The organism is Geobacter psychrophilus (genome assembly GCF_056821595.1).
This window is the reverse complement of sequence record NZ_JBXDTU010000004.1, coordinates 1,047,755-1,071,634: the sequence shown is the minus strand read 5'-3', so window position 1 is coordinate 1,071,634 and position 23,880 is coordinate 1,047,755. Positions and strand designations below refer to the sequence as shown.

22 protein-coding genes and 1 riboswitch are annotated in these 23,880 nt (G+C 46.7%); of the genes, 4 read left to right on the top strand and 18 right to left on the bottom strand.

What is annotated here, in order from left to right; all coding sequences use genetic code 11:
- Positions 1–26 precede the first annotated feature (26 nt).
- On the top strand, positions 27–1,916 hold the full coding sequence (locus ACOCF6_RS07310; protein ID WP_482459731.1) for a DUF4091 domain-containing protein: 1,890 nt from the start codon (positions 27–29) through the stop codon (positions 1,914–1,916).
- A 136-nt stretch (positions 1,917–2,052) separates the two neighbouring features.
- Here ACOCF6_RS07310 and ACOCF6_RS07305 read toward each other — a convergent pair whose 3' ends face one another.
- The 7 genes from ACOCF6_RS07305 to asnB all read right to left on the bottom strand — a co-directional run bounded on the left by ACOCF6_RS07305 (position 2,053) and on the right by asnB (position 9,246).
- On the bottom strand, positions 2,053–2,730 hold the full coding sequence (locus ACOCF6_RS07305; protein WP_482459730.1) for an acyltransferase: 678 nt from the start codon (positions 2,728–2,730) through the stop codon (positions 2,053–2,055).
- A gap of 45 nt (positions 2,731–2,775) precedes the next feature.
- The gene (locus tag ACOCF6_RS07300; RefSeq protein WP_482459729.1) at positions 2,776–3,192 is read right to left on the bottom strand and encodes a VOC family protein; all 417 of its coding nucleotides are present in this window, start codon (positions 3,190–3,192) and stop codon (positions 2,776–2,778) included.
- A gap of 44 nt (positions 3,193–3,236) precedes the next feature.
- A complete protein-coding gene (locus tag ACOCF6_RS07295; RefSeq protein WP_482459728.1) occupies positions 3,237–4,085 on the bottom strand; it encodes a hypothetical protein in 849 nt (282 codons plus the stop codon).
- Positions 4,086–4,208: 123 nt separating this feature from the next.
- The gene (locus ACOCF6_RS07290) at positions 4,209–5,777 is read right to left on the bottom strand and encodes a class I adenylate-forming enzyme family protein (protein WP_482459727.1); all 1,569 of its coding nucleotides are present in this window, start codon (positions 5,775–5,777) and stop codon (positions 4,209–4,211) included.
- A 65-nt stretch (positions 5,778–5,842) separates the two neighbouring features.
- Positions 5,843–6,085, bottom strand: coding sequence for an acyl carrier protein (locus tag ACOCF6_RS07285; RefSeq protein ID WP_482459726.1), 243 nt, complete (start codon positions 6,083–6,085; stop codon positions 5,843–5,845).
- A 123-nt stretch (positions 6,086–6,208) separates the two neighbouring features.
- Positions 6,209–7,204, bottom strand: a complete 996-nt coding sequence (nadE, locus tag ACOCF6_RS07280; protein ID WP_482459725.1) for an NAD(+) synthase — start codon at positions 7,202–7,204, stop codon at positions 6,209–6,211.
- Positions 7,205–7,275: 71 nt separating this feature from the next.
- A complete protein-coding gene (gene asnB, locus ACOCF6_RS07275) occupies positions 7,276–9,246 on the bottom strand; it encodes an asparagine synthase (glutamine-hydrolyzing) (protein WP_482459724.1) in 1,971 nt (656 codons plus the stop codon).
- Between the two features lie 435 nt (positions 9,247–9,681).
- Positions 9,682–9,757: riboswitch (cyclic di-GMP riboswitch) on the top strand.
- A gap of 109 nt (positions 9,758–9,866) precedes the next feature.
- On the opposite strand from asnB, the gene ACOCF6_RS07270 reads away from it, so the two are divergent.
- A complete protein-coding gene (locus ACOCF6_RS07270; protein WP_482459723.1) occupies positions 9,867–11,432 on the top strand; it encodes an Ig-like domain-containing protein in 1,566 nt (521 codons plus the stop codon).
- 150 nt (positions 11,433–11,582) lie between these two features.
- On the opposite strand, the gene ACOCF6_RS07265 is transcribed toward ACOCF6_RS07270, so the two are convergent.
- Complete coding sequence (locus ACOCF6_RS07265; RefSeq protein WP_482459722.1) at positions 11,583–12,293, bottom strand: Crp/Fnr family transcriptional regulator; 711 nt, start codon at positions 12,291–12,293, stop codon at positions 11,583–11,585.
- A gap of 297 nt (positions 12,294–12,590) precedes the next feature.
- Here ACOCF6_RS07265 and ACOCF6_RS07260 point away from each other — a divergent pair, with 297 nt between their 5' ends.
- Positions 12,591–13,292, top strand: coding sequence for a CAAX prenyl protease-related protein (locus ACOCF6_RS07260; RefSeq protein WP_482459721.1), 702 nt, complete (start codon positions 12,591–12,593; stop codon positions 13,290–13,292).
- A gap of 170 nt (positions 13,293–13,462) precedes the next feature.
- Here the strand turns inward: ACOCF6_RS07260 and ACOCF6_RS07255 are convergent, their stop codons facing one another.
- On the bottom strand, positions 13,463–13,816 hold the full coding sequence (locus tag ACOCF6_RS07255; protein WP_482459720.1) for a PilZ domain-containing protein: 354 nt from the start codon (positions 13,814–13,816) through the stop codon (positions 13,463–13,465).
- A 518-nt stretch (positions 13,817–14,334) separates the two neighbouring features.
- Between ACOCF6_RS07255 and ACOCF6_RS07250 the strand changes: the two genes are divergently transcribed.
- Positions 14,335–14,877: a PEP-CTERM sorting domain-containing protein gene (locus ACOCF6_RS07250; RefSeq protein WP_482459719.1), complete on the top strand. Its 543-nt coding sequence runs from the start codon at positions 14,335–14,337 to the stop codon at positions 14,875–14,877.
- A 114-nt stretch (positions 14,878–14,991) separates the two neighbouring features.
- On the opposite strand, the gene prsR is transcribed toward ACOCF6_RS07250, so the two are convergent.
- The 9 genes from prsR to ACOCF6_RS07205 all read right to left on the bottom strand — a co-directional run bounded on the left by prsR (position 14,992) and on the right by ACOCF6_RS07205 (position 23,878).
- A complete protein-coding gene (prsR, locus tag ACOCF6_RS07245; protein ID WP_482459718.1) occupies positions 14,992–16,395 on the bottom strand; it encodes a PEP-CTERM-box response regulator transcription factor in 1,404 nt (467 codons plus the stop codon).
- Between the two features lie 48 nt (positions 16,396–16,443).
- Positions 16,444–18,498, bottom strand: coding sequence for an XrtA/PEP-CTERM system histidine kinase PrsK (gene prsK, locus ACOCF6_RS07240; RefSeq protein ID WP_482459717.1), 2,055 nt, complete (start codon positions 18,496–18,498; stop codon positions 16,444–16,446).
- Positions 18,499–18,522: 24 nt separating this feature from the next.
- The gene (locus tag ACOCF6_RS07235; RefSeq protein ID WP_482459716.1) at positions 18,523–19,548 is read right to left on the bottom strand and encodes an NAD-dependent epimerase/dehydratase family protein; all 1,026 of its coding nucleotides are present in this window, start codon (positions 19,546–19,548) and stop codon (positions 18,523–18,525) included.
- A 28-nt stretch (positions 19,549–19,576) separates the two neighbouring features.
- Positions 19,577–20,863, bottom strand: a complete 1,287-nt coding sequence (locus tag ACOCF6_RS07230; RefSeq protein ID WP_482459715.1) for a nucleotide sugar dehydrogenase — start codon at positions 20,861–20,863, stop codon at positions 19,577–19,579.
- A gap of 202 nt (positions 20,864–21,065) precedes the next feature.
- Positions 21,066–21,368 (bottom strand): DUF2288 domain-containing protein, encoded by a 303-nt coding sequence (locus ACOCF6_RS07225; protein WP_482459714.1) that lies wholly within the window; start codon positions 21,366–21,368, stop codon positions 21,066–21,068.
- Complete coding sequence (locus ACOCF6_RS07220; RefSeq protein WP_482459713.1) at positions 21,365–21,736, bottom strand: hypothetical protein; 372 nt, start codon at positions 21,734–21,736, stop codon at positions 21,365–21,367. Before ACOCF6_RS07220 ends, ACOCF6_RS07225 begins: the two co-directional genes overlap by 4 nt.
- A gap of 33 nt (positions 21,737–21,769) precedes the next feature.
- On the bottom strand, positions 21,770–22,780 hold the full coding sequence (locus ACOCF6_RS07215; protein ID WP_482459712.1) for a glycosyltransferase: 1,011 nt from the start codon (positions 22,778–22,780) through the stop codon (positions 21,770–21,772).
- Positions 22,780–23,010, bottom strand: a complete 231-nt coding sequence (locus ACOCF6_RS07210; RefSeq protein WP_482459711.1) for a lipoprotein — start codon at positions 23,008–23,010, stop codon at positions 22,780–22,782. The genes ACOCF6_RS07215 and ACOCF6_RS07210 overlap by 1 nt, the downstream gene beginning before the upstream one ends.
- Before the next feature lie 112 nt (positions 23,011–23,122).
- The gene (locus tag ACOCF6_RS07205; RefSeq protein WP_482459710.1) at positions 23,123–23,878 is read right to left on the bottom strand and encodes a TSUP family transporter; all 756 of its coding nucleotides are present in this window, start codon (positions 23,876–23,878) and stop codon (positions 23,123–23,125) included.
- Positions 23,879–23,880 lie beyond the last annotated feature (2 nt).

Below are 23,880 nucleotides of genomic sequence, written 5' to 3'. Positions count from 1 at the left end.
CAGAAAAAACATGTCCGGTGGAAAATATGCGATTTCAATACGGCAGAAAAATTATTCAGCTTGTTACAGTTGCCAGTTTGGTTATTTCCGGCTGCGACCGCCTGGGCGGCATTAAGGTGCAGAATGCAGAATCACGCAAAGAACTAAAGACAATACGAGCGTGGCTTGGCGCACAGACCAAAAGTGCAGTTTCTGCAACTTCTCAGCCACTGCTGCGTGACTTGGAACGCCGGATTGAAATTGCCTTGAATGAATCAAAACCTGCATCAGTGTCCTCTCTGAGACGCGAAGTAATCTCAATGATTAGCATGCTGCGTGGAGGTGACGGATCATTTGCGCTTGGTACAACACATGCTCTGGAAAAGGTATTCATTGATGAACCTTTCCATGGTGATGTTTCAGGAACATTGGAAGTGAGCCTCGCTCGGAACGAGTCCGAGGGGGTGCAACTGGTGGTGCTTTCCGCTGGTAAGGAAATACGGAATATATCCGTTCGACTCGAGGGTAAACTCTCGAACACAACCGGCAGTGCAGGCATTATTCCTGAAAGTGATGTCAGAATAAATCTTATCGGATACGTGGATACATCCAAAGGCGACAGGCCGTATCAGTCGCCTAAACTTGGCTGGTGGCCCGACCCACTTCTTCCGAATATTCCGTTCACGGTTAAAGCCGATGAGGCGCAGCCGCTGTTGATTACGGTTGCTGCCACAGAAAAAAGCGTTTCCGGTCGGTATTCCGGAAAACTGATTGTCAGCGTAAATGGCGTTGATAATGCTTCCGTGCCAATTGCAGTGACCGTTTCGGATTTCACTCTGCCGATAAAAGGCCACTTTGCCACGTTTGCGCTCGGATGCCGTCCGGATATGGTGGCTGATTTTTATGGCAGCGACCCGGGCGGAAACATCATGGAGCGCTTTGTAAAAGAGGCTTTATTGCACCGCATGCCGCCGGTCGAACTGCTGAACGGGTGGGGCTGGAAATCGCCTAAAGCAGCTTTGAAAAAAGACGGCAACCATGACTTCTCAGGCCTTGATCGTTGGCTTGAAGTTTTCAAGGCAGGCGGAGTCACACGATTTCCTATGGCAATCGTACCGCGCTTTCGAAAATTTGGTGGCGGTGACTACACGGACGAGTTCAAACGGGAATTTGGCGCCTTCGTCAAGACGTATGCCGCTCATCTCAAGACAAAAGGTCTTTACGAAGCGGCAGTGCTGTATAACATTGACGAGGCCTCGAACGACCCGAAATTCAGAGAGTGGGAGGAATGCAAGGAGATTTATCGCATCTCTAAACGGGTCGCACCGGATCTGCCGGTGGTTCAATGCCTTAACGAGTGGAAAGGTGTCCTCGCTCTTGCCGGGTACGCCGATATATGGGATCTGTACTATGGGCAGTTTGAAAAAGCCGGTGGTCCCGAGCGTCTCAATGCTGGCGATCAAGCCATGCTTTCCGTATGCATTTGGCCCAGCGAGTCTCCGAATCTTTTTATTGAGTATCCGTTGCTGGATGCCCGGGTAATGCCGTGGATTGCCTTCCGAGTAGGTGCAAAAGGCTTTGAATATTGGGATATGATTGCTACGTGGGAGCAAAACAAAGGCAATACTGATTGGTGGAAAAACAGTACCCGTACCAATTGGAAAATGGCTAAACCCCACGGTGACGGTTTGATGATGTACCCCGGGCCGGGGGGCAGACCTCTTTCCAGTCTGCGACTGGAGGCCTTACGAGATGGTATCGAAGACTACGAATACCTTTACCTGCTTTTGGAGCGGTCGAAAACCGATACTCAGGCTGCTATCCTGCTGAAAGAAGCAAAAGAGAGTTTAATTACAGGAGTAACATTATATGACCGAGACCCTCTGAAATTGCTCGACTTGCGCAGGCGGATAGCGTTTTTACTTGAAAAACGCTGAATAAAAAGGAATATCCGTCATGCCAACGGTGGTTTTATCATGAACTTAAATAGTGTATAACGGCTCGACTTCAATGAGTACCTCAAGTACGAGTTGTCACTCGCTCGCATGTCGTGGATAACGTCAATTCAACCAGTTACACATTTCGGCTTATCCTTGGTTTCCTAATGGGAATAACATTTAGCTTGTCCAAGATAAGTTTTCTTCTTTCTTCCAAGGGCATGTAATCTGATTTTGGGTAGGAACATTCATTATTGAATACGGTAAGTTTACTCCCAATTTTCATTTTTTTATACAAACTTGTCTTAAATATTACTTTTGCAGGGTTCCCCATAATAACTGAATCGTCAGGAAAACTGTCAACTACAACAGCTCCAGCACATATGATACAATTGCTACCAATTTCAACATTTGGTAAAATAATTGCTCCAAACCCAATAAAACAATTATTGCCGATAATTATTTTTCCGAAACTACCGACAATATTCGTTATCTCTTTTCTGAAAATATTTACACCACCATCGTGTGTGATAAATTGAACGTTAGCTGAAATCAAGACATTATCACCAATTTCGATTAGATACGGTTCAGGTCCAAAATTTGCGCCGTAAAATCTACAATCTGTTCCTACTTTAACGCCGCTGTCACGCGCAATTTCTGGACCCCATATAGGGCTATCAACTCTCTTGATTTGTTTTAAATAGATAGTTCTACGAAACTTGATAAAATAAGTATCTGGAAATAGTTTTAGTAGAGAAGAAAACAAAACAAGAATCATGCCTTTAGTGTGGTAACGTAAATTAAAAAGTAACATAGTATTTTCCTGACATATTATTTATAAAAAAATAGCACTTATCACTTATGATAAAATTCCCGTTTTCTTATCGGTGTCAATAAGTTCAATATTTAAGCCCTGTTTTGCATATATAAAGGCAATATTTTCGTTATCAAATGCTTCACCAGGTTGTGGCTCTGCTAAAATTCTCAAACCCATTTCCTGAAGCCTGTCAATCTCTTCCGCAAGTTGATCGCATTTGAAACAGAGGTGGTGTAAGCCGCCACCACGTTGCGCAAAGGTGTTTACCAGGGAACTTTGGTCAATTGGTTCTATCAGTTTTATGGAGATGGAATCTTTTTTTGATAGAAACACTACCCTGACTTTTTGGCGGGTATTGGTAATGATTTCCGTCATTTGCCGGTATCCAAAAACATTTTGCCAGTGTTCGATACCGGCTTCAATCGATTTAACTGCGATACCAATATGATCAATATTCACATGTTGCTCCTTCTAGTATGTCGGTTCTGTGTTAACTTCCAGGACTAAAGTGAACCCTGAAACCTACTTACCGCCTTATTGAGGAAAGGAACGAATTCTTTCGTGGCGATCACGTTGCCTTCGGTACTTGGATGGCTGTCCTTACCATTATTTGTCGGGTAGAGCGCATGGTTTGATTCACCACGCTTGGTAAGCACATCGTAGTAATCGAACACGACAACATTTTTTCCGCCATACCCGGCCAGCCAGCCGTTTTCGGTGTCTTTCAGCCAGTTGTTGAATTTTCGTATTCTTTCCCCCTGTTCCAGACTTTTGTTCTTCTTGCCGATTATTTTTTTAATGTATTGCTTCAGGTTCATCGGTTCAGCCAAAGGGGGAGCCGTTATGCATACGAACATGGTTTCTGGGTGGTTCTTGAAGTAACCGAGAATATTCCTGTATGCAGCCTTGTAGTTAGCGATGGTCTTTTCTTGTGAATCCGGATGGCCTTGTTCACTGCCTTCTGATTCAATCCCACTTGCAGGAAAGCACGATTTGAATAATACGATGTCGTTCTTGACAGACTGTTCCGAGTACATCGTATCTTGACGGTCACACCGTATTATTTCGTTCATCATGTACTTGAATTTGCTATTCCAGTCACAGACGTCCGTCTTTTCACCAATGCCGGATAGGTAAGATGCTTCGTGCACCTCATAATTACTTTCCTGTAGCTTGTCCCTCAACCCGCCGCCGTTGGGGTGGCTGGAGTACAGGCATGTGCCTGGAACTATATATGTGTATTCGCCTTTGTTCGCCAGCCACTGCCCCCCTACGGAGTGGTGAATAAAAAGCAGTTTCATCTTTCGGTCGGGTTTGGTGTCTTTGTACCCTGACAGATCAATTCCCTTCACTTTAACCTCCTTCATTACGGAATTATTCTGCCTATTACATCCTGCAAAAATAACGGCGCAGAAAATAGCAGTAACAGCAATAAACCGATTGAATATCATAGTTATTTTGCCTCCTTATAGGATTTATTCTGAGATAAATATCTCAGTGCATGCCCCGCGATCAATCTTCCCGCTACTGTTCTTGGGAAGCATTCTGACAAGACGAATTTCACTGGGCAGCTTGTGCCTGGGAAGCATCCGGGAGCTTTTTAATAGAATATCCTGTGCTGCGACAGCTTCTCCCGTTGGTACAGCAACCACAACAAGCCGATGACCGGCAAGGGGGTCTTCCAGACCGAGTACTGCGCACTCGATTACGAGCCCTGTGGCTATGAGAACATCCTCTATTTCCTGAGGATTTACCCTGTGCCCGGCAATTTTCAACTGGCTGTCTTTTCGGCCAATTACGTAGAAATAGCCATCCTCATCCCGATAGCCCATATCTCCGGTATGGTAACCGTTGCAGCTCAGAACTTTGCAGGTTGTTTCGGGATCCTTCCAATAACCAAGCATAATATTCGGCCCATTAGCTACCAACTCTCCGGATTCACCATCCGGAAGCTCAATACCGTTTTTGTCCATGACCTTCAGGACGACATCCGGTATGGGGGTACCAATGGAGTCGATTTTATCGTGGAGACGATGGGGCTCAACGTACGCCAGTCGGGCAGCTGCCTCGGTCGCTCCGTACATGACGTACAACTTTGTCTTTTCTGGTAGAATCTGTAACAGTTCCTCTTTGATGTGGCGGGCCATGTGTCCACCTGCCTGCGAACAGTAGCGGAGCGAGGTAAGCTGGTCCCGGACTGAACGAAGCGGCGATCGGTGCAGCAGGTAGGCGTAGGTGGATGGTACCCCGGAGAAGCCGGTTACTTTTTCGTCGATCATTTGCTTGATAACGCTGGCAGGGTAGGCGAAGGAGTTATTGATTACTATTGTGCCGCCAACGGCAATATGCGTATTTAAGAGAGATTTTCCCATGACGTAAAAGAATGGCAGGACCACCATCTGGATATCCGCTGATGTAAGTTCCAGGTATTTAACAATGGAACGGGTGTTAGATACAATATTTTGGTGGGAAAGCATGACACCTTTGGGCTTACCAGTGGAACCGGAGGTGAAGATAACAGAAGCCAGACATGAATGCTCAAGAGCTATGCCCAGGTTGGCGGAGTTTCCTCGTGTTATGATTTCTTCGAAAGTGTGAACCTGTCGTGAGAAATCTGCCCATTTCAATCTCGGCCGGGTTATCAACAAACGGCAATCGGGTATGCTGGACATGTCCAGCATCTTGAGGGTTCTTTCGCTTTTTGAGGAGCAAATGATTACCCGTGGCTGAATGGTCGTGAGAAGTTCTATCAGGCCGTCCGGTTTTAGCTCAGGGTTGATTGGTACCGCCACCCCGCCGGTTTTAAGGCAGCCATAATACCCTACTAGGTATTCTCGGCAGTTCTCTAACAGCAGAACGACACGATCACCGGGAACAATGCCACCGTCAATAAGCCAGCTGGCAAGACGATTGGCCCCCTGGTTTAGATAATCGTAGTCGATTCTCTCGTCTCCATGGATAACGGCACACTTGTCAGGCGACATGCGTGCATGCATTTCCAGATTGTGGTGAATCAGGGTGTTGTCGCAATTTAATGTTTTCATGGATTAATAAATGCTATTTAGGCAACAAGTAGCTGCTGAACGCAGGCTCTTGTAGCGAATAAACTCTAAGCTGTTCCCATTTTTCTTCCCAGAAAACCTAAGAGGTTTTGAATTGAATCCAGATTTTCAGGAATCAGTTCATCGTCCTTGATCTTGATGGAAAATGTTTCCTCTAAAAAGCTGATCACTTCCAGAATTCCGGTGGAATCGATCATCCCCGAATCCAGAAAAGATACAGAATCATCCAGTCCGCTGTCATCTCCAAAAAGGAAATTATCTACAATGTAGCTCCTGATCTGATCACGCATGTTGTTCATTATTCGTCCTTTCATTTTATTATGGATTAAAGGTGCACTGTGTTCACTTGGAACAATAAATTATATATAATTGCCGCGGTATCACTATATGTGCCGATATTTTGTATTCTGCTGTTAGTAGATGATCTCTGGAATATCTTCCATCAGAAGTGGTTTCATATGTAGATATCTTGTTGTATCCCGTTTAGTCTCTATATCGTCATATACCTTTTGCACCTGTTCTGGCTGCAATCCTATGGCGCCAGCAACGACTGACGGTTCAATCCCATGATTCTTTCCGTACAGGCAAAGGTCCATTTCCTTGAATGGTAGTGAGAAGTAAAATTCATCCTGTCCCTGGGAAAGTGAATAAGTATCAGTTGTGGGGGGGCGTCTACAGATGTCTTGGGGGATCCCGAGGTATCCAGCCATCCGGTAGACTTGGGTCTTATAAAGATGAGCAATCGGTTTAATATCCGCGGCTCCATCCCCTAGTTTCACAAAAAATCCCTGATCGTACTCGAGGCGGTTTGGTGTTCCGGCCACGGCGAAGTTAAGACGGTCGGCATGGTAATACTCGAGCATTTTTCGGGTTCGCTGCTTGAAATTGGTGGCGGCCACAATTTCAAGGTACGGTTTGAGCGGCAAACGGGCTTTAATCGTTGTGCCATCAGGGGCTTGAGCTACAACTGACATCATGCTGAAACCCTGATGTTCAAATATGTTTGAAGTCACAATTTTTGATTTCCACCCGGTAGAATACTCAGGAATTACCCTCCTTACAGCGTCATCATAGAGTTTATAGAAACCAACTGACTCGATGATGGATGAGATATCAATCCGGACAGACTCTATACCGAGATGATCTATTACAGACCTGCTGAGGCTGGTGGTCTCAGCGGCAGAATGTCGCTCCGGCATTTCCAGACCAAAGACCTTTTCCTTGCCGAGGGCCTTGACCGCAAGACCGGCGGTAACACTGCTGTCGATCCCACCTGACAGGCCGATCACTATACCGCGTCGCTTGAGTTTGTTTTTAAGGCTGTCCCGGATGACAGAAGAAATTCTAACGGCCTCTTTTTCAAGGTCTATATCCAAAATTTCGGGTGAGAATCCTTGCTTGTTTGTCATGTATATTCCTTCCTGAAGTTTAATATGTTCGTCATAATGGAATGTCGTCAAATATCTTTAAATTGAAAAGTCTATATTTTTACTACCCTTTTATCTACAATATGCGGAAGTACATTCTGTGAACCAAAGTTTTCAATAAATTGATAGTGCAGTATTTGCGTGGACAGAATACCGGTTAACGCCATATTCTGTGTTTCACTCTCGATGGCATGATCACCTTTTACAAATCTTCTGACCAGATGGCCCGTTTTGGCCGCGTCAAAATATCCAGTCTTCTGCAAATATGCCTCAGATAGGAATTCATAAGCATATCCTTTGTTGTCCCCGAAGAACACATCACGGATCGGAGCACGATAAGGTTGTTTGGGGCGCGATGTTATTGATTCAGGCAGGAGGTTCTTAAATGCTTCTTTGAGGATATGTTTTTCCTTCAGAACTTTTAATTTCCACTTTGCTGGAAGCTTCATGGCAAAGTCAATCACACGGTAATCAAGAAACGGTACTCTCAGTTCCAGGGAGTTGGCCATTGCAACACGGTCTCCTTGGGATGATAGCAGATAGTTGGACATGAAAATATCTATTTCCAAGAACTGCGTTTTTGAAAGTATATCGCGCTCTCCAAAACCTGGGGGAAGGTTTGCCAATATGTCATTTTCGGGACTATACCCGTCAAGTTCCTCCATAACCTCTCGGGAAAAAAATATAGAATTCTTACCGGTATTATCCCAGCGGATGCGATGAGAAAATAGTGGGTCATTCGGGCCGTCGGCAGTAACGGCAAAAAAATTATGGAGATAGGCTCGCCCCCGTGACGGGTTCTTGAATATATAAGGATAAAGCTTCTCCAGCAGAAGAGGCCGGATTTGCGATTCAGGATTTTTGCTCCAGAATTCCCTGATTTTGGCTTCTTTAAAGATGTTGTACCCGCCGAAGACTTCATCGGCGCCTTCACCGGTCAGAACAACCTTGAAATTATTATCACGGACCAGATGCGAAAGCAGAAACATTGGAACAGGTCCCGTCCGCAGAAGTGGTTTTTCGCAGTGCCAAATGACTTTCGGGAAATGTTCACAGATCTGAGCATTGCTAATCATGACCTGACTGTGATCCGTATTAAGGTGACGAACCATTTCCTGCTGGTGCTGAGTTTCGTCAAAGGCCTCATCGGCAAAACTGAGGGAAAAGGTGCGCAGGTTGTTATTGAAGTTTTTTGATATCAGGGAGGTGATAATTGATGAATCAAGTCCCCCGCTCAGGTAGGCCCCAACCGGCACGTCAGCCCGCAGTCTGATCCGTATGGCGTCCAGCAGCAATGCTTTAAGTTCATCGGTTGCATCAGTAAATGAGCCTTGCCAGAGCTCTTCCGGCTGATAATAGGGAATGGTCCAGAAAGGCTTCTGATAAACGATTGAGCCATGCTTGATTAACAGGCAGTGTCCAGGCTGGAGTTCGGCAATATTCTTGAACATTGTTCTTGGGGATATGGTAGTCCAACACCTGAATACTTGGCTGAGAGCCTGCAGGTCCAGTTCCCTTGGTACTGATGTATCGAGAAAAAGAGCTTTTATTTCAGAGGAGAAGAGAAATTTATTATCTGAATAGTAAAAGTACAGTGGCCGTATTCCTACCCGGTCCCTGGCGAGAAAGAGTTCCTTTTTTCGTGAATCCCACATGGCGAAGGCAAATTGTCCGTTAAGCAGATTAAGGCCATCGGAGCCATGTTCTTCATAGAGATGCACAAGTATTTCTGTGTCAGTTTCGGTTTTAAATATATGCCCTTGATTTTCTAGAGTCAGCCGCAATTCTGGATAATTGAATATTTCTCCATTATAGACTACCCAGATGGTACCGTCTTCGTTACAAATGGGTTGTGTGCCACTTCCCAAGCCAACAATGCTGAGTCTGGCATGCCCTAAAGCAACATCTTGGTCAACATAGATGCCGCTTTCATCAGGGCCGCGATGGCGAAGGGCAGTAATCATGCGGCAGACCAAGTCCTCTGCATTCAGACCAAAATTGTATAATCCAGCGATTCCACACATGTTGGTTTTTATCCTTGTGTAGTGAAACAGAAATACCGATACGCATATTTGAAGAAACGCATAATATTAATTCTACACATCATTAGTCAATACAAATTGTTGTTTTGACATATTCTAATCAAATGAATGATATCAGCCATCTGGATAGTTTCTTTCATTAGCTCCATTTGTTATTAACTTGACAAGCTGCTATGACTGTAATAAAAACCGATAAAGCTTCATTTGCTAACATTTAGCCAACGATAAGGCTTTGTAAAGTTTGAATTAAGAGGGTTGCTGAAATGCTTGCATGGGTATCTCAACTCCTGTTTTTAGTCCTTTATATCGTTATGATTGAATGAAATCATAAATTTGCTTGAATATCATTTGGTTGTGATTTTAATCACAACCCCAAGTTCAGTTTTCTGCGATAAGAGAACTACATAGATGAGTGGTAAACGATAATACTAAACCATTCGTGAGAATGGGACGGAAAGCCCAAGGGTCTCACCGAGACAGCCGGGTCGCCGAAATGCCAGCAAGGTATAGCGGTCCCGGTTTATTTTCAGTAAATGTTTAAAGCCGGTTTGTGGAGAGAACGCAATTCGGCTTTTGGTTTGCTGGAAAACAGGAGAGACTCAATGGAAACAGATCTTACAAAGGAAACAGTCTCAGGCCAGACAATAAAATCCAGATCATTTCTGGTTATGTTGTGTGCATGTATATTCATCCTGATTGGTCAAGCTACCTGTTTTGCAAGCACCGTGATTCTACAGTGGGATGCCAACACAGATGCCGCGCTCGCAGGCTACAGAGTATATTATCAGGCAGATGCTTCTGTGCAGCCCTTCACCGGGACAGGGGCCGTTCAGGGTGCTTCTCCAGTCCCTGTTGATAAAACTCTAACAACCGTAACCATCAGCGGTCTTGACCCTGCCCACCCCTATTATTTTGCAGTAACCTCATATGATAGTGCTGGCATGGAAAGTAGCTATTCAAATGTTGTCTATGTTCCTGAGTTGGTATCCCCCGTAACTTCAATTATTTCACCAATTTCTAATGCCACAGTCAGTGGAACTGTTGCTGTAAGTGCCAGCGCCAGTGACAATATTGGGGTTAGTAAGGTCGAATTCTATATCAATGGTAATTTAATCGTTGAAAAGACAGCTCCTATCTACACTTTTAACTTGGACACAACATCTCTTGCCAACGGTGAATACCTTTTATCGACCAAGGCCTATGATGTCGCCGGGAACGTGGGACAGTCGATTGAAGTTGCAGTAACGGTCATAAATTCTCCAGCACCGGAAAGCTACTCTGTTATTTTTGGTAATGTAACGGGAGCCGATTTCCCCAATACGATTCAAGATACATTCATCAACCTCAATAACGAAGTAAACGCAGCAAAAACTGTACTTAACACTTATACCTGGCCTGCTAATACTCCTGCCAATGCTATCCTGATGAAACTGGACATTTCAGCTCTTCCTGCCAATGCCATGGTTCAAAGTGCAATTCTTTACCTTGGTCTGCAGAACAGTGGCGGAGTTGACGAATTGTATGAAATACCGGTTTCTCAGATAATCAACAAACCGACTGAAATTGCTAATAGCACCGGATACACTTATGACGGCACAAATGTGTGGACTCCCAGTAGTGTCCCCTACGGTGGAATTCCTCTAGCTCAATCTGATATTGGCCCCGTGGTTGATGCCCCTCTTGTGGATAAAACTAACGGATACAAGAGTTGGAATGTGACCAGTATTGTAAAGGGCTGGTTTGCTACTCCTGACAGCAACTATGGACTTTTACTTAATTCATCAAGCAAAGCTACTTCTGACAGCACTAGGCAGTTCGCTTCCAATGAATCTGTAGACGCAAACATGCGTCCAAAGCTTGTTGTAACTTATTCCGTCCTGGACACGGAGGCTCCTACGGTCAATATGCTTGTAAAGGCTGGTAGTATTCCAAATGGTTCAGTCTTCATCACCGCTAACGCGATTGATAATATTGGGATTAGTGAAGTTAGGCTTTATGCCAATGATGTAATAGTTTCGACCGTTTCATCCGCACCTTATACTTTCGTCTGGGATACGACCGCCGTCGCGCAAAATTCGTACTCACTAATGGTGAAGGCATATGACGCGGCAGGAAATGTTGGGCAGAGCAGCAAAGTAAGGGTAACTATTCCCAATTGCGTGTTCTGATGAAAGACACGGTAGAAATATGAAGCTGGTGCTAAAATTGAAATCACTTAAATCCGCCACTTGAGAAACAAACACGTAAGGCAACGTCATCTAACATAACATCGTCTTGCATGTTTGTGCAAAACGAGAGGAAGTGCACCTGTCGGGGTTCTACTCAAACGTTTTTGATCGCTCGTAAAATGATTTTGTAAGTAAGATGTTCCTGTCCTCTAATACCTGAATCACCGCTTCCTTTTCAAGTCTGTTGAGAACCCTTGTCGCTGTCTCGCGCGTTACTGATGCATAATTGGCAATCTGCAGGTGCGTCAACTTGACGTTGATTATCCCGCCCCGGTCATCCACCACACCGTACAATTCATGCATGCGTTCAAGAACTGCCATAATCCGTTGTTCGGCATTGTTAAAGCTGAGGATCTTTAGCATTGCCCATGAGTCACGCAATTGGGTACAAAGAAGATCTATAATTTTTCCGCGAATCTTTTCATTGCTAAGAAGATGCTGCTCAAAATCACTCTTCGAGAGAAGCCCGATAACGGCATCTTCTTGGGCGATGACCGTTGCTGGAGCGGTCTTGCCGTCAAGCAGAGACATCTCACCAAAAAAATCGTTTTTCTTGTGAATAGTAATGATCTGTTCGCGCCCTTCTTTGTTTTGTTTGACGATCCTTACTTTTCCAGCATAGACAATATACATGTAGTTGGCGGTGTCTTCCTCGAACAGAACAATCTGGTCCCTAGTGAAATTCTTTTTGGTAATGATACCTTCTATTCGTTCGGTTTCCTCATCTGAAAGTTCGGAAAACAGGGGGATGTTTTTGATGATATTGCCGGATTTTTTCTGGTTGGCAGTTTTCCAGATCATTGAGAAAACCTCCCTGCAGATATCATGAGTAATATATAATTAATAATTGCAGTAAGCTATGCATTAGGTCGAAATTTTAAAAAATCTGGATTTATTGTGCCATACTGCTCGCGATTCGGGTTAAAAAACTCGATGTGGTAGTGTTTATTTGTAAGGCATACGGATTGAATATTGGGTCTTGTCACTGAGTCGTTGATGAAAGTACATTCTGCCTTCTGCTCTTGAAAAAGTATGATTCAAATGTGTAGCCGTATTGCCTTGCCAGATAAAACATAAACGTATTTCACAGGGAACTCAATGACCGGCCACCATGCTACCAGTTCAGCAGGTTTTCGCTATTATCCTTTTGCTGTTTTCATGGCGTTTATCGGCATTGAGGAGTTAATCCGCTTTCTTGCTGGTCACGGATTTTTCACGCTTGGGGCAACTACACTGTATTATCTCTACCCGATCAAAACATTGACAGTCGGCTTCATGTTGTATGCATTTAGGGAGCGTTACTGTGAGCTCGTTTTCAAAGATCTTACCAATCTCCCGTCCAGTTTGGGAGCTTGCGGTATTGGCCTGCTGGTTTTTGTTCTCTGGATAAATATGGATTGGACGTTTGACTCCACCGGAGTGTCGTTGGGGTTTAACCCGACACTTCTGCCGGGGCGAACGGCCCCGATACTATTAACATCTATTCGGATTGTTGGCGCAGTGGTGGTGGTTCCTCTTATGGAAGAGCTGTTCTGGCGCTCTTTTCTGATCAGATATATCATTGATAATAATTTCTGCAATATCCGCATAGGCACATTTACTTGGACATCTTTCATCTTCACTGTCGTATTGTTCGGTCTTGAGCACAACTACTTCTATGCTGGCCTCATGGCAGGATGCTTTTACAATCTCCTGCTCTACAGGAGTCGCAGCATAGCGCAATGTGTGCTGGCACATGCCGTGTCTAATCTCGTACTATCAATTTACGTTGTTTCCAAAGGTGCGTGGCAGTTTTGGTGAGTATATTTAACTGGTTGAGCGTTTCAATAGATCGCCAAAGTATTTGAATGACGGGTGAGGTGAAAAAACAAATGAAAAATTACTGAATGCCTCTGATTGCTACTAAAAACCTTTTTGACCCATAAAGGGGTTGTGTATGCCATTTTACTTATTTGCTATATTCTGTAATGTTAGAAGATGCATTTGAGCATTTTAAAAGTTTCCTGCATTACTGCCCCCTTGTCTGTGCTGTTTTCAGACACAATGTTACGCAGTTGAACGAATGAATTTACGTTCAAATTGCTTATATACAATCCAACACCATTCCCCTCTCTCCAGACCACCTTTGCATTGATTTTGAGTGACGATTCGTTTGAGTGGTAAACAGTCACATGGACCGGGATGTTAAGTGGTATTTCGTGTTCAGTTGTGAGAGACATTCCGCGTAGGCTCAAATTGTCGGTATTACATATAACCACTTCGTTGCCATACCGTATTGAAGCCCCAACGGTATAATGTACCCTCGTAAAATTTCTCGTATTCATTCTCTAGCCTCCGGGTTTCTCTTGCTAGATACTTTTATATGCCTAGATGTCACTGATTCCATGGTAACGGATGTGGCTAATTGTATACACTTTTTAGTGCATGCAGTAATTGCGCCAAATGCTTCTGATCTTTTAATCTAAATGATATTATCGGGCCGCGAAATATCAAAATTGAATGTGTAAATTTATCTGACAGTATAGGTGAAGTTTGCGGTAGAAAGGCTAATCTATCATCCGTGCATAGTTTTTGGATTTAGGTTGCTGCATGAGGTATTATTTGAGGTGGTAAAATGTTACACCAAGCCACCACTGGTTGCTGTGCTTTGAAACAAAATCGTCTCATTAACATTAAATGACTGTCGATATAGTTTACATATAATTATATTTAATGGGTAAATTGATAAAAAGCCTGTTTTTACAGCCAGATAAATATTGGCACTCCTTTTGCTGTTAAAACATCAAATCTACAAACAAATACACTTTGTGCCTAATTTATAGATATTAAGAAAGGAAACGTTATGAAAAAAACTATCTTCACAATTTGTGCTATCCTTTACACTGCAATTAATGCCTTCGCAATTCCATATACTTGGGTTGATACTATTGATTTCTCACCGGACAAGTATATAGGTCCCTTTAAGTCCACACGTTTCACGCATGACATAACCGATAACAGCCCGTTTGCCTTTACCCCAGGACAAGACACCATTTCTAGTTATAGCCTTAAGATTGCTCTTTATGATGACGGTGGTAGACGAGATTTTTGCGAACTGGCTTTTATTAACCAACCTGGACTGTCTGGTGATGGTTTTTATACGTTTAATTATACAAGTAAAGTTTTCGGTTGGTCAATAGCTGGCCTTATGAGTCTCAATCAAACAGGTTTACTCGATGTATCAGTAACTTCTGTTTTTGGAGATTTCTTTCTCGACTCTTCCCAGCTTACTGCAATGGGAAATGATGCTGCACCAGTGCCTGAGCCAGGCACCATGGTACTTCTCGGATTCGGTCTGGTTGGACTTGCGATCTATGGCAAGCGTCGTATGAATAAAGAACCCTAAAAAGAAACTGTAATAACATGCTAACGAGAAAAGGCGCTGCATTATGCAGCGCCTTTTCTCGTCTGTCGGAATTTTTTACAGATTTTACCTCATGTTACAATTTTCTTCAGCTCATCATGGCAACTGTTCCGGTGCTTTTTCAGTTGAAGTCTGTGGCGTCATACTATGCCGTTTCATCAGGTCATATAGTGTTGGTCGGCTCACCCCTAACGCCTCGGCCGCCTTGACAATATTGCCGTTCTGCTGGTCGATCGCTGCAGCAATCATGTCCCGTTCAACCTTGTTGCGGGCCTCCCTCAGGCTGATGACCGGCTGGATGTCGTCAGTCAGTTCTTGTGAGGCCCTTTCGCATCCGAGATGCGACGGTTCCAGAGCGGTTGCATCACTCATAATGATTGCACGCTGCACCCGGTTCCGCAACTCACGCACATTGCCCGGCCACTCATAGCTTTTGAGATAATTCATCGCAGCTGGGCTGAAACGTCGAATTTTTTTGCGGTACTCATCGTTAAACATCCGCAGAAAATAGTTTGCCAGCAGCAGGATGTCGTCTCCACGTTCACGCAGCGGTGGAAGGCTTATCGAAATAACACTGACCCGGTAAAACAGATCCTCACGAAATTTACCTTCTTTGATTGCCTTGGCAATATCCACGTTAGTGGCGCAAACCGTCCGAGTATCAATGGGGATATCCAGTCTGCCGCCGACCCGTTGTATGACCCCTTCCTGAAGAAAACGGAGTAATTTAACCTGAAGGTTGACCGGCAGCTCCCCGATTTCATCAAGTAACAGCGTACCTTTGTTGGCATATTGGAGTTTTCCTTGTACCATGGAATGGGCTCCGGTAAAAGCTCCCTTCTCATGTCCAAATAATTCAGATTCCAGAAGGTTTTCTGGAATGGCGCTGCAATTGATCGGGATGAAAGGGCCTTTCGCGCGCAAACTGGCTTCATGAATCGCCTGTGCTACAAGTTCTTTTCCAGTACCATTTTCACCTGTAATAAATATCGACACATCTGAAGGAGCCACTTTCTTGATAGTTGAGAAAATAGTCAACATCTCCGGGCATTGGCCAATCATGCACCCCGACTCCCTGGACTTTTGTTCAATAGCGCGCTGGAGAGACCGGTTCTGCTCCTCCAGATTTGCCAGGTGAAACGCCCTGCTGATGACAACTTTTAGCTCACTGAGAACAGGAGGCTTTGAAAAAAAATCACAGGCACCCATCTGCATAGCCTTCAACGCATTTTCACGTTCACTGTTGCCGGTCAGCATGATTACCTTGACGTACGGATCCAGTTCAAGCAATTCAGCTAGACCCCGAAATCCTTCTACAGAGGTGTCTTCATAGGGCGGGAGCCCTAAATCAAGAATAACGACTCGTGGTTGGTTCTTCTTGAAAAGTCCAATACCCTCATTAACATCGCCGGCCAACAACACCGCATACTCTTCGCTCAACCCCCATTTCAGCTGCTGACGAATATCCAGATTATCATCAACAATCAATATTTTATCCATGGTTACTCCTCATATTGATAAACAGAATCCGTGCGCTGACCAAGCAATTCAGTCGGCTTTGTCGGATGATCTCTCAGCGTTGTCAAACCAAACGGTAAAGACAGAACCATCTCCTTCTGCGCTGCTTACTTCAATTCTACCGCCGTGCGCAGCAATAATCTGGCGGCACTGGTACAACCCGATACCCAGCCCCTGTTTTTTGGTTGTTCTGAATGGTTTAAACAGTTCTGACCGCAAAAAGCGGGCCGACATTCCGCAGCCTTTATCGATCACTCTGATAAAAGGTAAATTGGAAAACCCGACTTCGACCGCAATGGGATCATCCGGTGCCGAGGCTTCAATGCCGTTCATGAGGAGATTCAGGATGACTTTCTGGATTTCACCTTCATCCACACGCACAATCTCGGCTGTTCCGGAAACGCTAATCTTATTTCCCACAACCAGATGAGCCGTTCGTTCAGCCAATTCCAGCAGATTTACCTGCTGCTGGTTGATATGGTCCTGTTCGCCAAGGTTTTTGAGCCTGTTGATCAGCTTCCGCATCTTATCGACCGTATTTCCCAACGATGTAAGCATATCGGTTTGAAAATCCGGATTATGTATATACTTGGCTGCATTTTCAACAATCAGCGACAGATTTGAAACCAGATTTTTTAGGTCGTGGGCAACAAAGGTGGCAACATTTCCGATGGCCTCAATTTCACGATTATGGGTGATCTGCTCGGAGAGCCGCTGGTGCATAATTGCAAGGGAGGCCTGCCGGGCAATGGTTTTCATCAGGTCGTAGTCTTCATAGATATAGACTTCTTTACTGTTTAATGGTTGGCCCAGAACGATAAACCCTTCCAGTTGCACACCATCGAAAAGCGGAACGACGAAAGAAAGGCCGTTTTCTTTGAAGAAGCGTGCATCTTTTTCCGTTATCTCTGGATTGTCTTCAATAATGCTGACGACCCAGGCGCGTTTTGTCATGAAGCTGACCAGCGAATTATCCGTTGCAATTACATCCTTTTGCAGTTCTAAATCATGCTCAGCCACCAGGCAGTATCCGCCGCGGTTTTCCTCGATAAGAAACAGGGCAGATCCTTTAATTCCAAAAATACCGCAGTAAGCAGAAAGTATGCGCTGGAGAAGCTCGTCCCCGGAGCGGGAAGTGGATAATTGTTCGGTAAAGCGGAGCCATTGTGTACGGTAGTCGTGTTTATGCTGATAAAAATTCTTGTGCAGTGCCACCTTGACTTCCCGTCTGATTCGTTCGGAGAGCATAAGAATCAAAAGGGCAATTCCACTTAGAAAAGCCAGGGAGATTGTCACGGTGCGAGGGAAAAAGGTGCCGAAATACTGCATCCCTTCGCCCAAAAGACCGATCATGACCAGATATATTCCAACTGCAAACAGAACCACCGATTTAAAAGCAACCTGCCGGGATACCTGGATACGAACCTTCCCGCGACGGAACATGAGTGGGTATGCCATCAGCAGAGACGCTACCAGATAAATGAAGGAGCGCAACTGCAGGTAATTCATATTCAGCGTCCGGTATAACAACGCCTGGCTGTAGTAGAAAACTAGCACGGTCAGTATGGTTCCGAGTCCGATAAGTTCAAATTTGATTTTCCAGCGGGAATCGGGTGACGCATTGGCAAGTGTTATTTCAAAATTTACCAAAGCAACCACCAGGCTGGCCATGATGGCGATATAAAAATAAAAACCGGCCGTGCCGAGAAAGAGAAGCCGTTCATCGGGAAAATCGGGGGCATAAAAGAAAGCGTTCTGAGGAAGTACGAGCGGCAGGACTGAAAACAGCGACGTAGACGCAATTGCTATCTTGAATACAGGACCGATCTTCCACGGTCCGGCTTGACGGGCAAACGTCAGACTGCAGAGGATCCATAGCGGGGGAAGGATGGATTCGACAGTCAAGGAACAGGCTTTCCATGAAAAAGCATCTGCCGGCGCAAAAAGAGACAACAGGTCAAACAATTCAAGCAGGGCGGTGGCGGCCAGAGCAGCAAAAAGAAACAGACCGGCACGGCTACGCTCCTGATAGAGAGCGTAGCCTGCGCCGGTCAGCAGCACGATTATTGCAGTTATGGAGATCATTGGACTACTCATATGGTGTGAGACTCACAGGTTCCTCATATACCATGTCAGGGCCGCATCGAGGCCGGCATCAATCGTGTGGCTAGGTTTATATCCCAGGAGACCGGCGGCCTTGCTGATATCGGCTTGGGAATGAAGCACGTCTCCCTGTCGAAAATCACGGTAGACCGGTGCACAGCCCTGGAGATGGGGATAATGCGGCAACAGTCGATCATGGAGCATGTTGAAGAGCTCAATGAGCGAAGTACGCGCATTCACGGCAGTATTATAGACCTGGTTCACCGCAGCCGGCTCCCTGCATGTTGCCGCAAGCATGTTCATCTGGATCACATTTTCCACGAAACAGAAATCCCTGCTGGTTTCGCCATTGCCGTTGATGTTAACCGTTTCTCCCTTGATCAGCGCCCTGATCCAGCAGGGGATAACGGCCGCATAGGCCCCCGCCGGATCCTGGCGGGGGCCAAATACGTTGAAATAGCGCAGTCCGACAGACTCGAGTCCGTACGTTCTGGCGAAGACGTCAGCATACAGCTCGTTAACGTATTTTGTAACTGCATAGGGAGAAAGCGGCCTGCCAATTGTATCTTCAACCTTGGGAAGTCCCGGATGGTCTCCATACGTGGAACTGCTGGCTGCATAAACGAACCTTCCTACACCTGCATCCCGAGCAGCTACGAGCATATTCAGGAAACCGCTGACATTGCTGGCATTGCTGGCAATCGGGTCTGCGATCGAGCGGGGCACCGATCCAAGCGCCGCCTCATGCAGTATGTAATCCACTCCCGTGCAAGCTGCATGGCAGGTCGTTAATTCGCAGATATCACCTTCAATAAAATTGAATCTTCGCCATTGATTTTCTGTGACAGCTCCCTTGACCTCATCCAGATTTCCGGGCTTGCCGGTAGAAAAATTATCAAGGCCCACGATCTTCTGATCCAGTCGCAGCAGGTGTTCTAATAGATTGGATCCGATGAATCCGGCCACACCGGTGATCAGCCAAGTTTTGGGTTCTGATTGCAACTGCCGTACTACGTTTTCATAGGAATTCATAATATCCCCGCCCTTTGAGTCCTGATAATCACAGTCTCCATACCCGAATCCCGGCCGCTTTCATCGCCTGCTGATCATACATGCCCTTGACATCGATCAGTACCGGATTCTTGATCATGCGGCTACTGAGGTCTGCAGGCAGCCAGGTCAGGAACTGCCGGTGGGCAACCGCTGCGATCACGGCCGCAGCAGGCTTCAGCTCCGTTATCGGGACCAGCTGAATTCCGTATTCATGGGTTGCTTCGCTAGGGTCGGCCAGCGGGTCGCACACCTGGACGTGGATTCCGTAATCCCGGAGCTCGTTGATGATATCGATCACCTTGGAATTGCGCAGATCAGGGCAATCCTCTTTGAAGGTTAACCCCAAAACGGTCACCGTACTCCCCAGGATATTATGACCGGCGTGAATCATCTCCCTGATAGCCCGTTGAGCGACAAATGTGCCCATGCCGTCGTTGATGCGACGACCGGCCAGAATCACCTGAGGGATATAACCGATTTTTTCCGCTTTGTGCGTAAGGTAATAAGGGTCAACTCCGATACAATGTCCGCCGACCAGGCCAGGCTTGAATTTGAGAAAATTCCACTTGGTGCCGGCCGCTTCCAGCACATCGTTGGTATCGATGCCCATGCGGTCGAAGATCAGGGCCAGTTCGTTCATCAAGGCAATGTTCAGGTCGCGCTGCGTATTTTCAATGACCTTGGCCGCCTCTGCAACCTTGATGGATGCAGCCCGATGTACTCCGGCTGTTACCACCGATTCATATACCCGGGCAACCGTTTCCAGTGTCTCGGCATTCTGCCCGGATACTACTTTTTTGATCCTGGTAAAGGTATGCTCTTTATCCCCCGGATTGATCCTCTCCGGGCTGTAGCCTACCGTAAAATCACTTCCGCAGACCAGGCCGGAAACCCGTTCCAGCACCGGCACACATTCGTCCTCCGTCACTCCCGGGTAGACGGTTGACTCATACACAACAATATCCCCTTTTTTCAACGCCTTGCCGACCGTTTCGGATGCCCGGTACATCAGGGCGAGATCCGGTTGATGCGCTTCATCCACCGGCGTCGGCACCGCGACAATATGGAAATTTGCCTGAGCAAGCTCTTCCAGTTTTTCAGTGAAGAGGATATCCGCTGTCTGTAAATCTTCAGCCGTTACCTCGCCGGTCCGGTCGTAACCAGTCTGCAGTTCTTTGATCCTCACCGGGTTGATGTCGAAGCCGACTGTCCGGCGAACCTTGCCGAAGGCAACTGCGACCGGCAAACCGACATAGCCGAGTCCGATGACGGAAATTATTCGCTCAGTATTCATTTAAGCCCCTCGAAAGTACATATTAATTATGGAGTTATGTTGCCATGTAAAAATCCAACGTGATGATCCAACAACAAAGCAATAAATCTATACGGATTTAAACTGCTTATGTTCTCAATAATCACAAAATTACAGCCGGATAATATATATTTTTTTAAATTTGTACAACTACCGATACTCTTGTTTGCGTGCAAAGCCGGCCCTATTGAAAGATTGTCGGCAGTTCCTGAATCAGGACATATGGGCTGGTAATCAGCATGGAAAATAATTTGGACGTATCCGCATTCCACGCCCGAATCTGAGTCTCAGACGGTTTCGCCAGCTTGCCAGCGCTGATCCAGTGTTGAATGCTCAAGGCATCATCTCCGGCAACGCACATGGCTACGCTCAACAGATCCAGGTCAGGGGCCACGACGATAAGCCCGCCCCGTTCCAGGTGGGCCCGCAGACAGCTCCAATCAGCTTCCACAACGGATAATGCCAGTTCTTCGCGATTCGGAGTCATTTGAAAAACCCCTTCTCGATGCATTTGTCACGCACTTCCAGGGTGGCATCGATGGAAATTTTCTGCTCCCGGGTCATGCCGGTGTAGCCAAGTGCTTCTTTGGGTGTGACCAGGGTATGCACATACTGTTCGAAGCTGACCTCTCGCGGAAGGTTGCTGCCGATGCACGTGCAGAACTTTTCACGTGCAGTGGCTTTCAGGCACTGATCAGTTTTCTGCACACTGATGCTCTGCTGCTCCTTCAGCGATTTAAGCTCCTGAATCTGTTGTTCGAGAAGTTTGATCTTTTCCAGCAGATCGTCCTTTGCATACACCGGTGATGCTGCAAAAGAAGCGCAGATGGCAGCGCAAAGTAAACGATGTATCATGATGTACCTCCAGTAAGATATTGTCTGCTTGTATCAGGCAACGCAGATATAATCGAGTCCTTCCGTGAGTCCCAGAGGGTGAACCAGTGTCCTAAGCTGTTCACGGGCACCCCGTACCCCGATTGCAACCAGTATCTTGCAGTTTGCTTCCCGAAGCTGGCTGGTTCCGGCAACCTCAGCGCCATGCAGCACCCTGCCGATCTTTCGCTGGTCTACGTCGATCCACTTCGAGACGCTGATTCCAGCTTCCGCCAGCAGGCGCTGCCATGCGCGTCCTTCCAGGCCGGCGCCGGCAATGACCACATCGCGGGTGTCTTTAAGGTAGCCCTGCAGCAGGTGGTGGAGTTTACAGGCGCGAAACGCGGCGACGGCATATTCATCCATGACCCGCGTTGCCCGCTCAGGGTGATCGCGCCAGAAAAAAAGCTCTTCCGGAAGGCGTGCAAAGCGCACCCCCGCATCAGCCATTCGCAACCAAAGGTCATAATCTTCGGGCCACCCCATGTCACGGAAGCCACCAACAGAAGTGATCAACGTGCGCCGTGTGACAATACTGGGATGGACAAATGGCGATTCCACAAAACGGTCACGAAGAATCAGATCATGACAGTCCAGACCATTCTGCCAGGACTCGTACGCCAGCATGCCCTGTTTGAGATGCGTGCGCGGAAAGTGCCGGAAGTTGCAGGCAGCCAAGCCGATATCCGGGTGCCTATCGAGGAATGCAGTCTGGCATTCAAGCCGGCGGGGGTGACAGATGTCGTCACCATCCATACGAGCCACCAATGGTGCCCGGCAGAAGGTCAAACCGGCGTTAAGGGCCGCAACAAGACCGTCGCCTTTCAGGCGTATGACGCGTATCCTGGAGTCGCGTCGGCAGGCTGTTTCCAGCATGGCGGGTGTAGCATCACCGGACCCATCATCCACGGCGACCAGTTCCCACTCTGAAAAAGTTTGCCGAAAGAGCGAATCTAGCGCCGCAGTCAGATAGCGTTCTTCATTGCGTACCGGCATAAGGATGGAAACGCGGGGCACACGGGACATCAGGGTTTCCGGTTTTTCAGGGCATCCAGACGCGCTGCGGCATCTTTTGCCGCCTGTGAACCGGGGTGCTTCCTGATGATCTCGTCATACAGCTTGGTTGCATGCTCGAAGTTGTTCTGCTTTTCTTCAAAAGCGGCAGTGTCAAGAAGCTCGGCCGCCTTCTTATCACCGGAAGAGCAGCCTGCCAGCATGGCTGCTGCCAGGAAAACCATCAGTATTCTCATTTTCATATAAATCTCCTTAGGAGCCGTTACGAAATAACAGTTACATTTTTGTGATTTCGTTACGGCTCCTTATGCCGTTATCACCATGTATATGTAACAGCTATTTTATTCCGACGGCTTAGTGGTAATTCTGCCAAAGCAGCTTGGCGGTGATAAGCAGCACCATGGTGATAAATACCGGCCGAATGAACCGGGTTCCCCTGCGTATGACCAGACGGGAGCCGATTCTGGCGCCGATGAACTGGCCAACGCCCATCACCAGTCCTTCACGCCAGAGCACATAACCGCCTGCCAGAAACAGAACCAGCGAGGCAAAATTGCTGGTAAAATTCATGACCTTGGTATAACCGGTGGCCTTGGTCATGTTGAAGCCAAGACCGAGCATGAGCGCCATTACCCAGAAGGAACCGGTGCCAGGACCAAAGAAACCGTCGTAAAACCCCAGCGTCAGTCCGGCCAGGAAAAAGAACGCCCCGAACTGCATGCGGGGGTGGACATCCACCTGACCCAGGCGCGGTGTGAGCAGGGTATAGACCGCAATTGCTACCAGCAGCCATGGTATCATGAGACGAAGAAATGCGGGATCAAGCAGTTGAATGGTACAGGTGCCAAGGCATGACCCCAGGGCAGTGAAGGCGATACCCTCACCGCAGTCGCCCAGCCTGACGGTATTGGAGCGAATAAAGGTCAGCATGGCGCTGCCTGATCCGAAACTGGCCTGCAGCTTGTTGGTGCCCAGTGCAACCTGGGGCGGCAGACCGATCCCGAGCAGTACCGGAATGGTTATCAATCCGCCTCCGCCGGCGATTGAATCCACCAGTCCTGCTGTCAGACCTGTTATGAACAGAACAAATAAAAGCAGTGCCTGGGGCATGG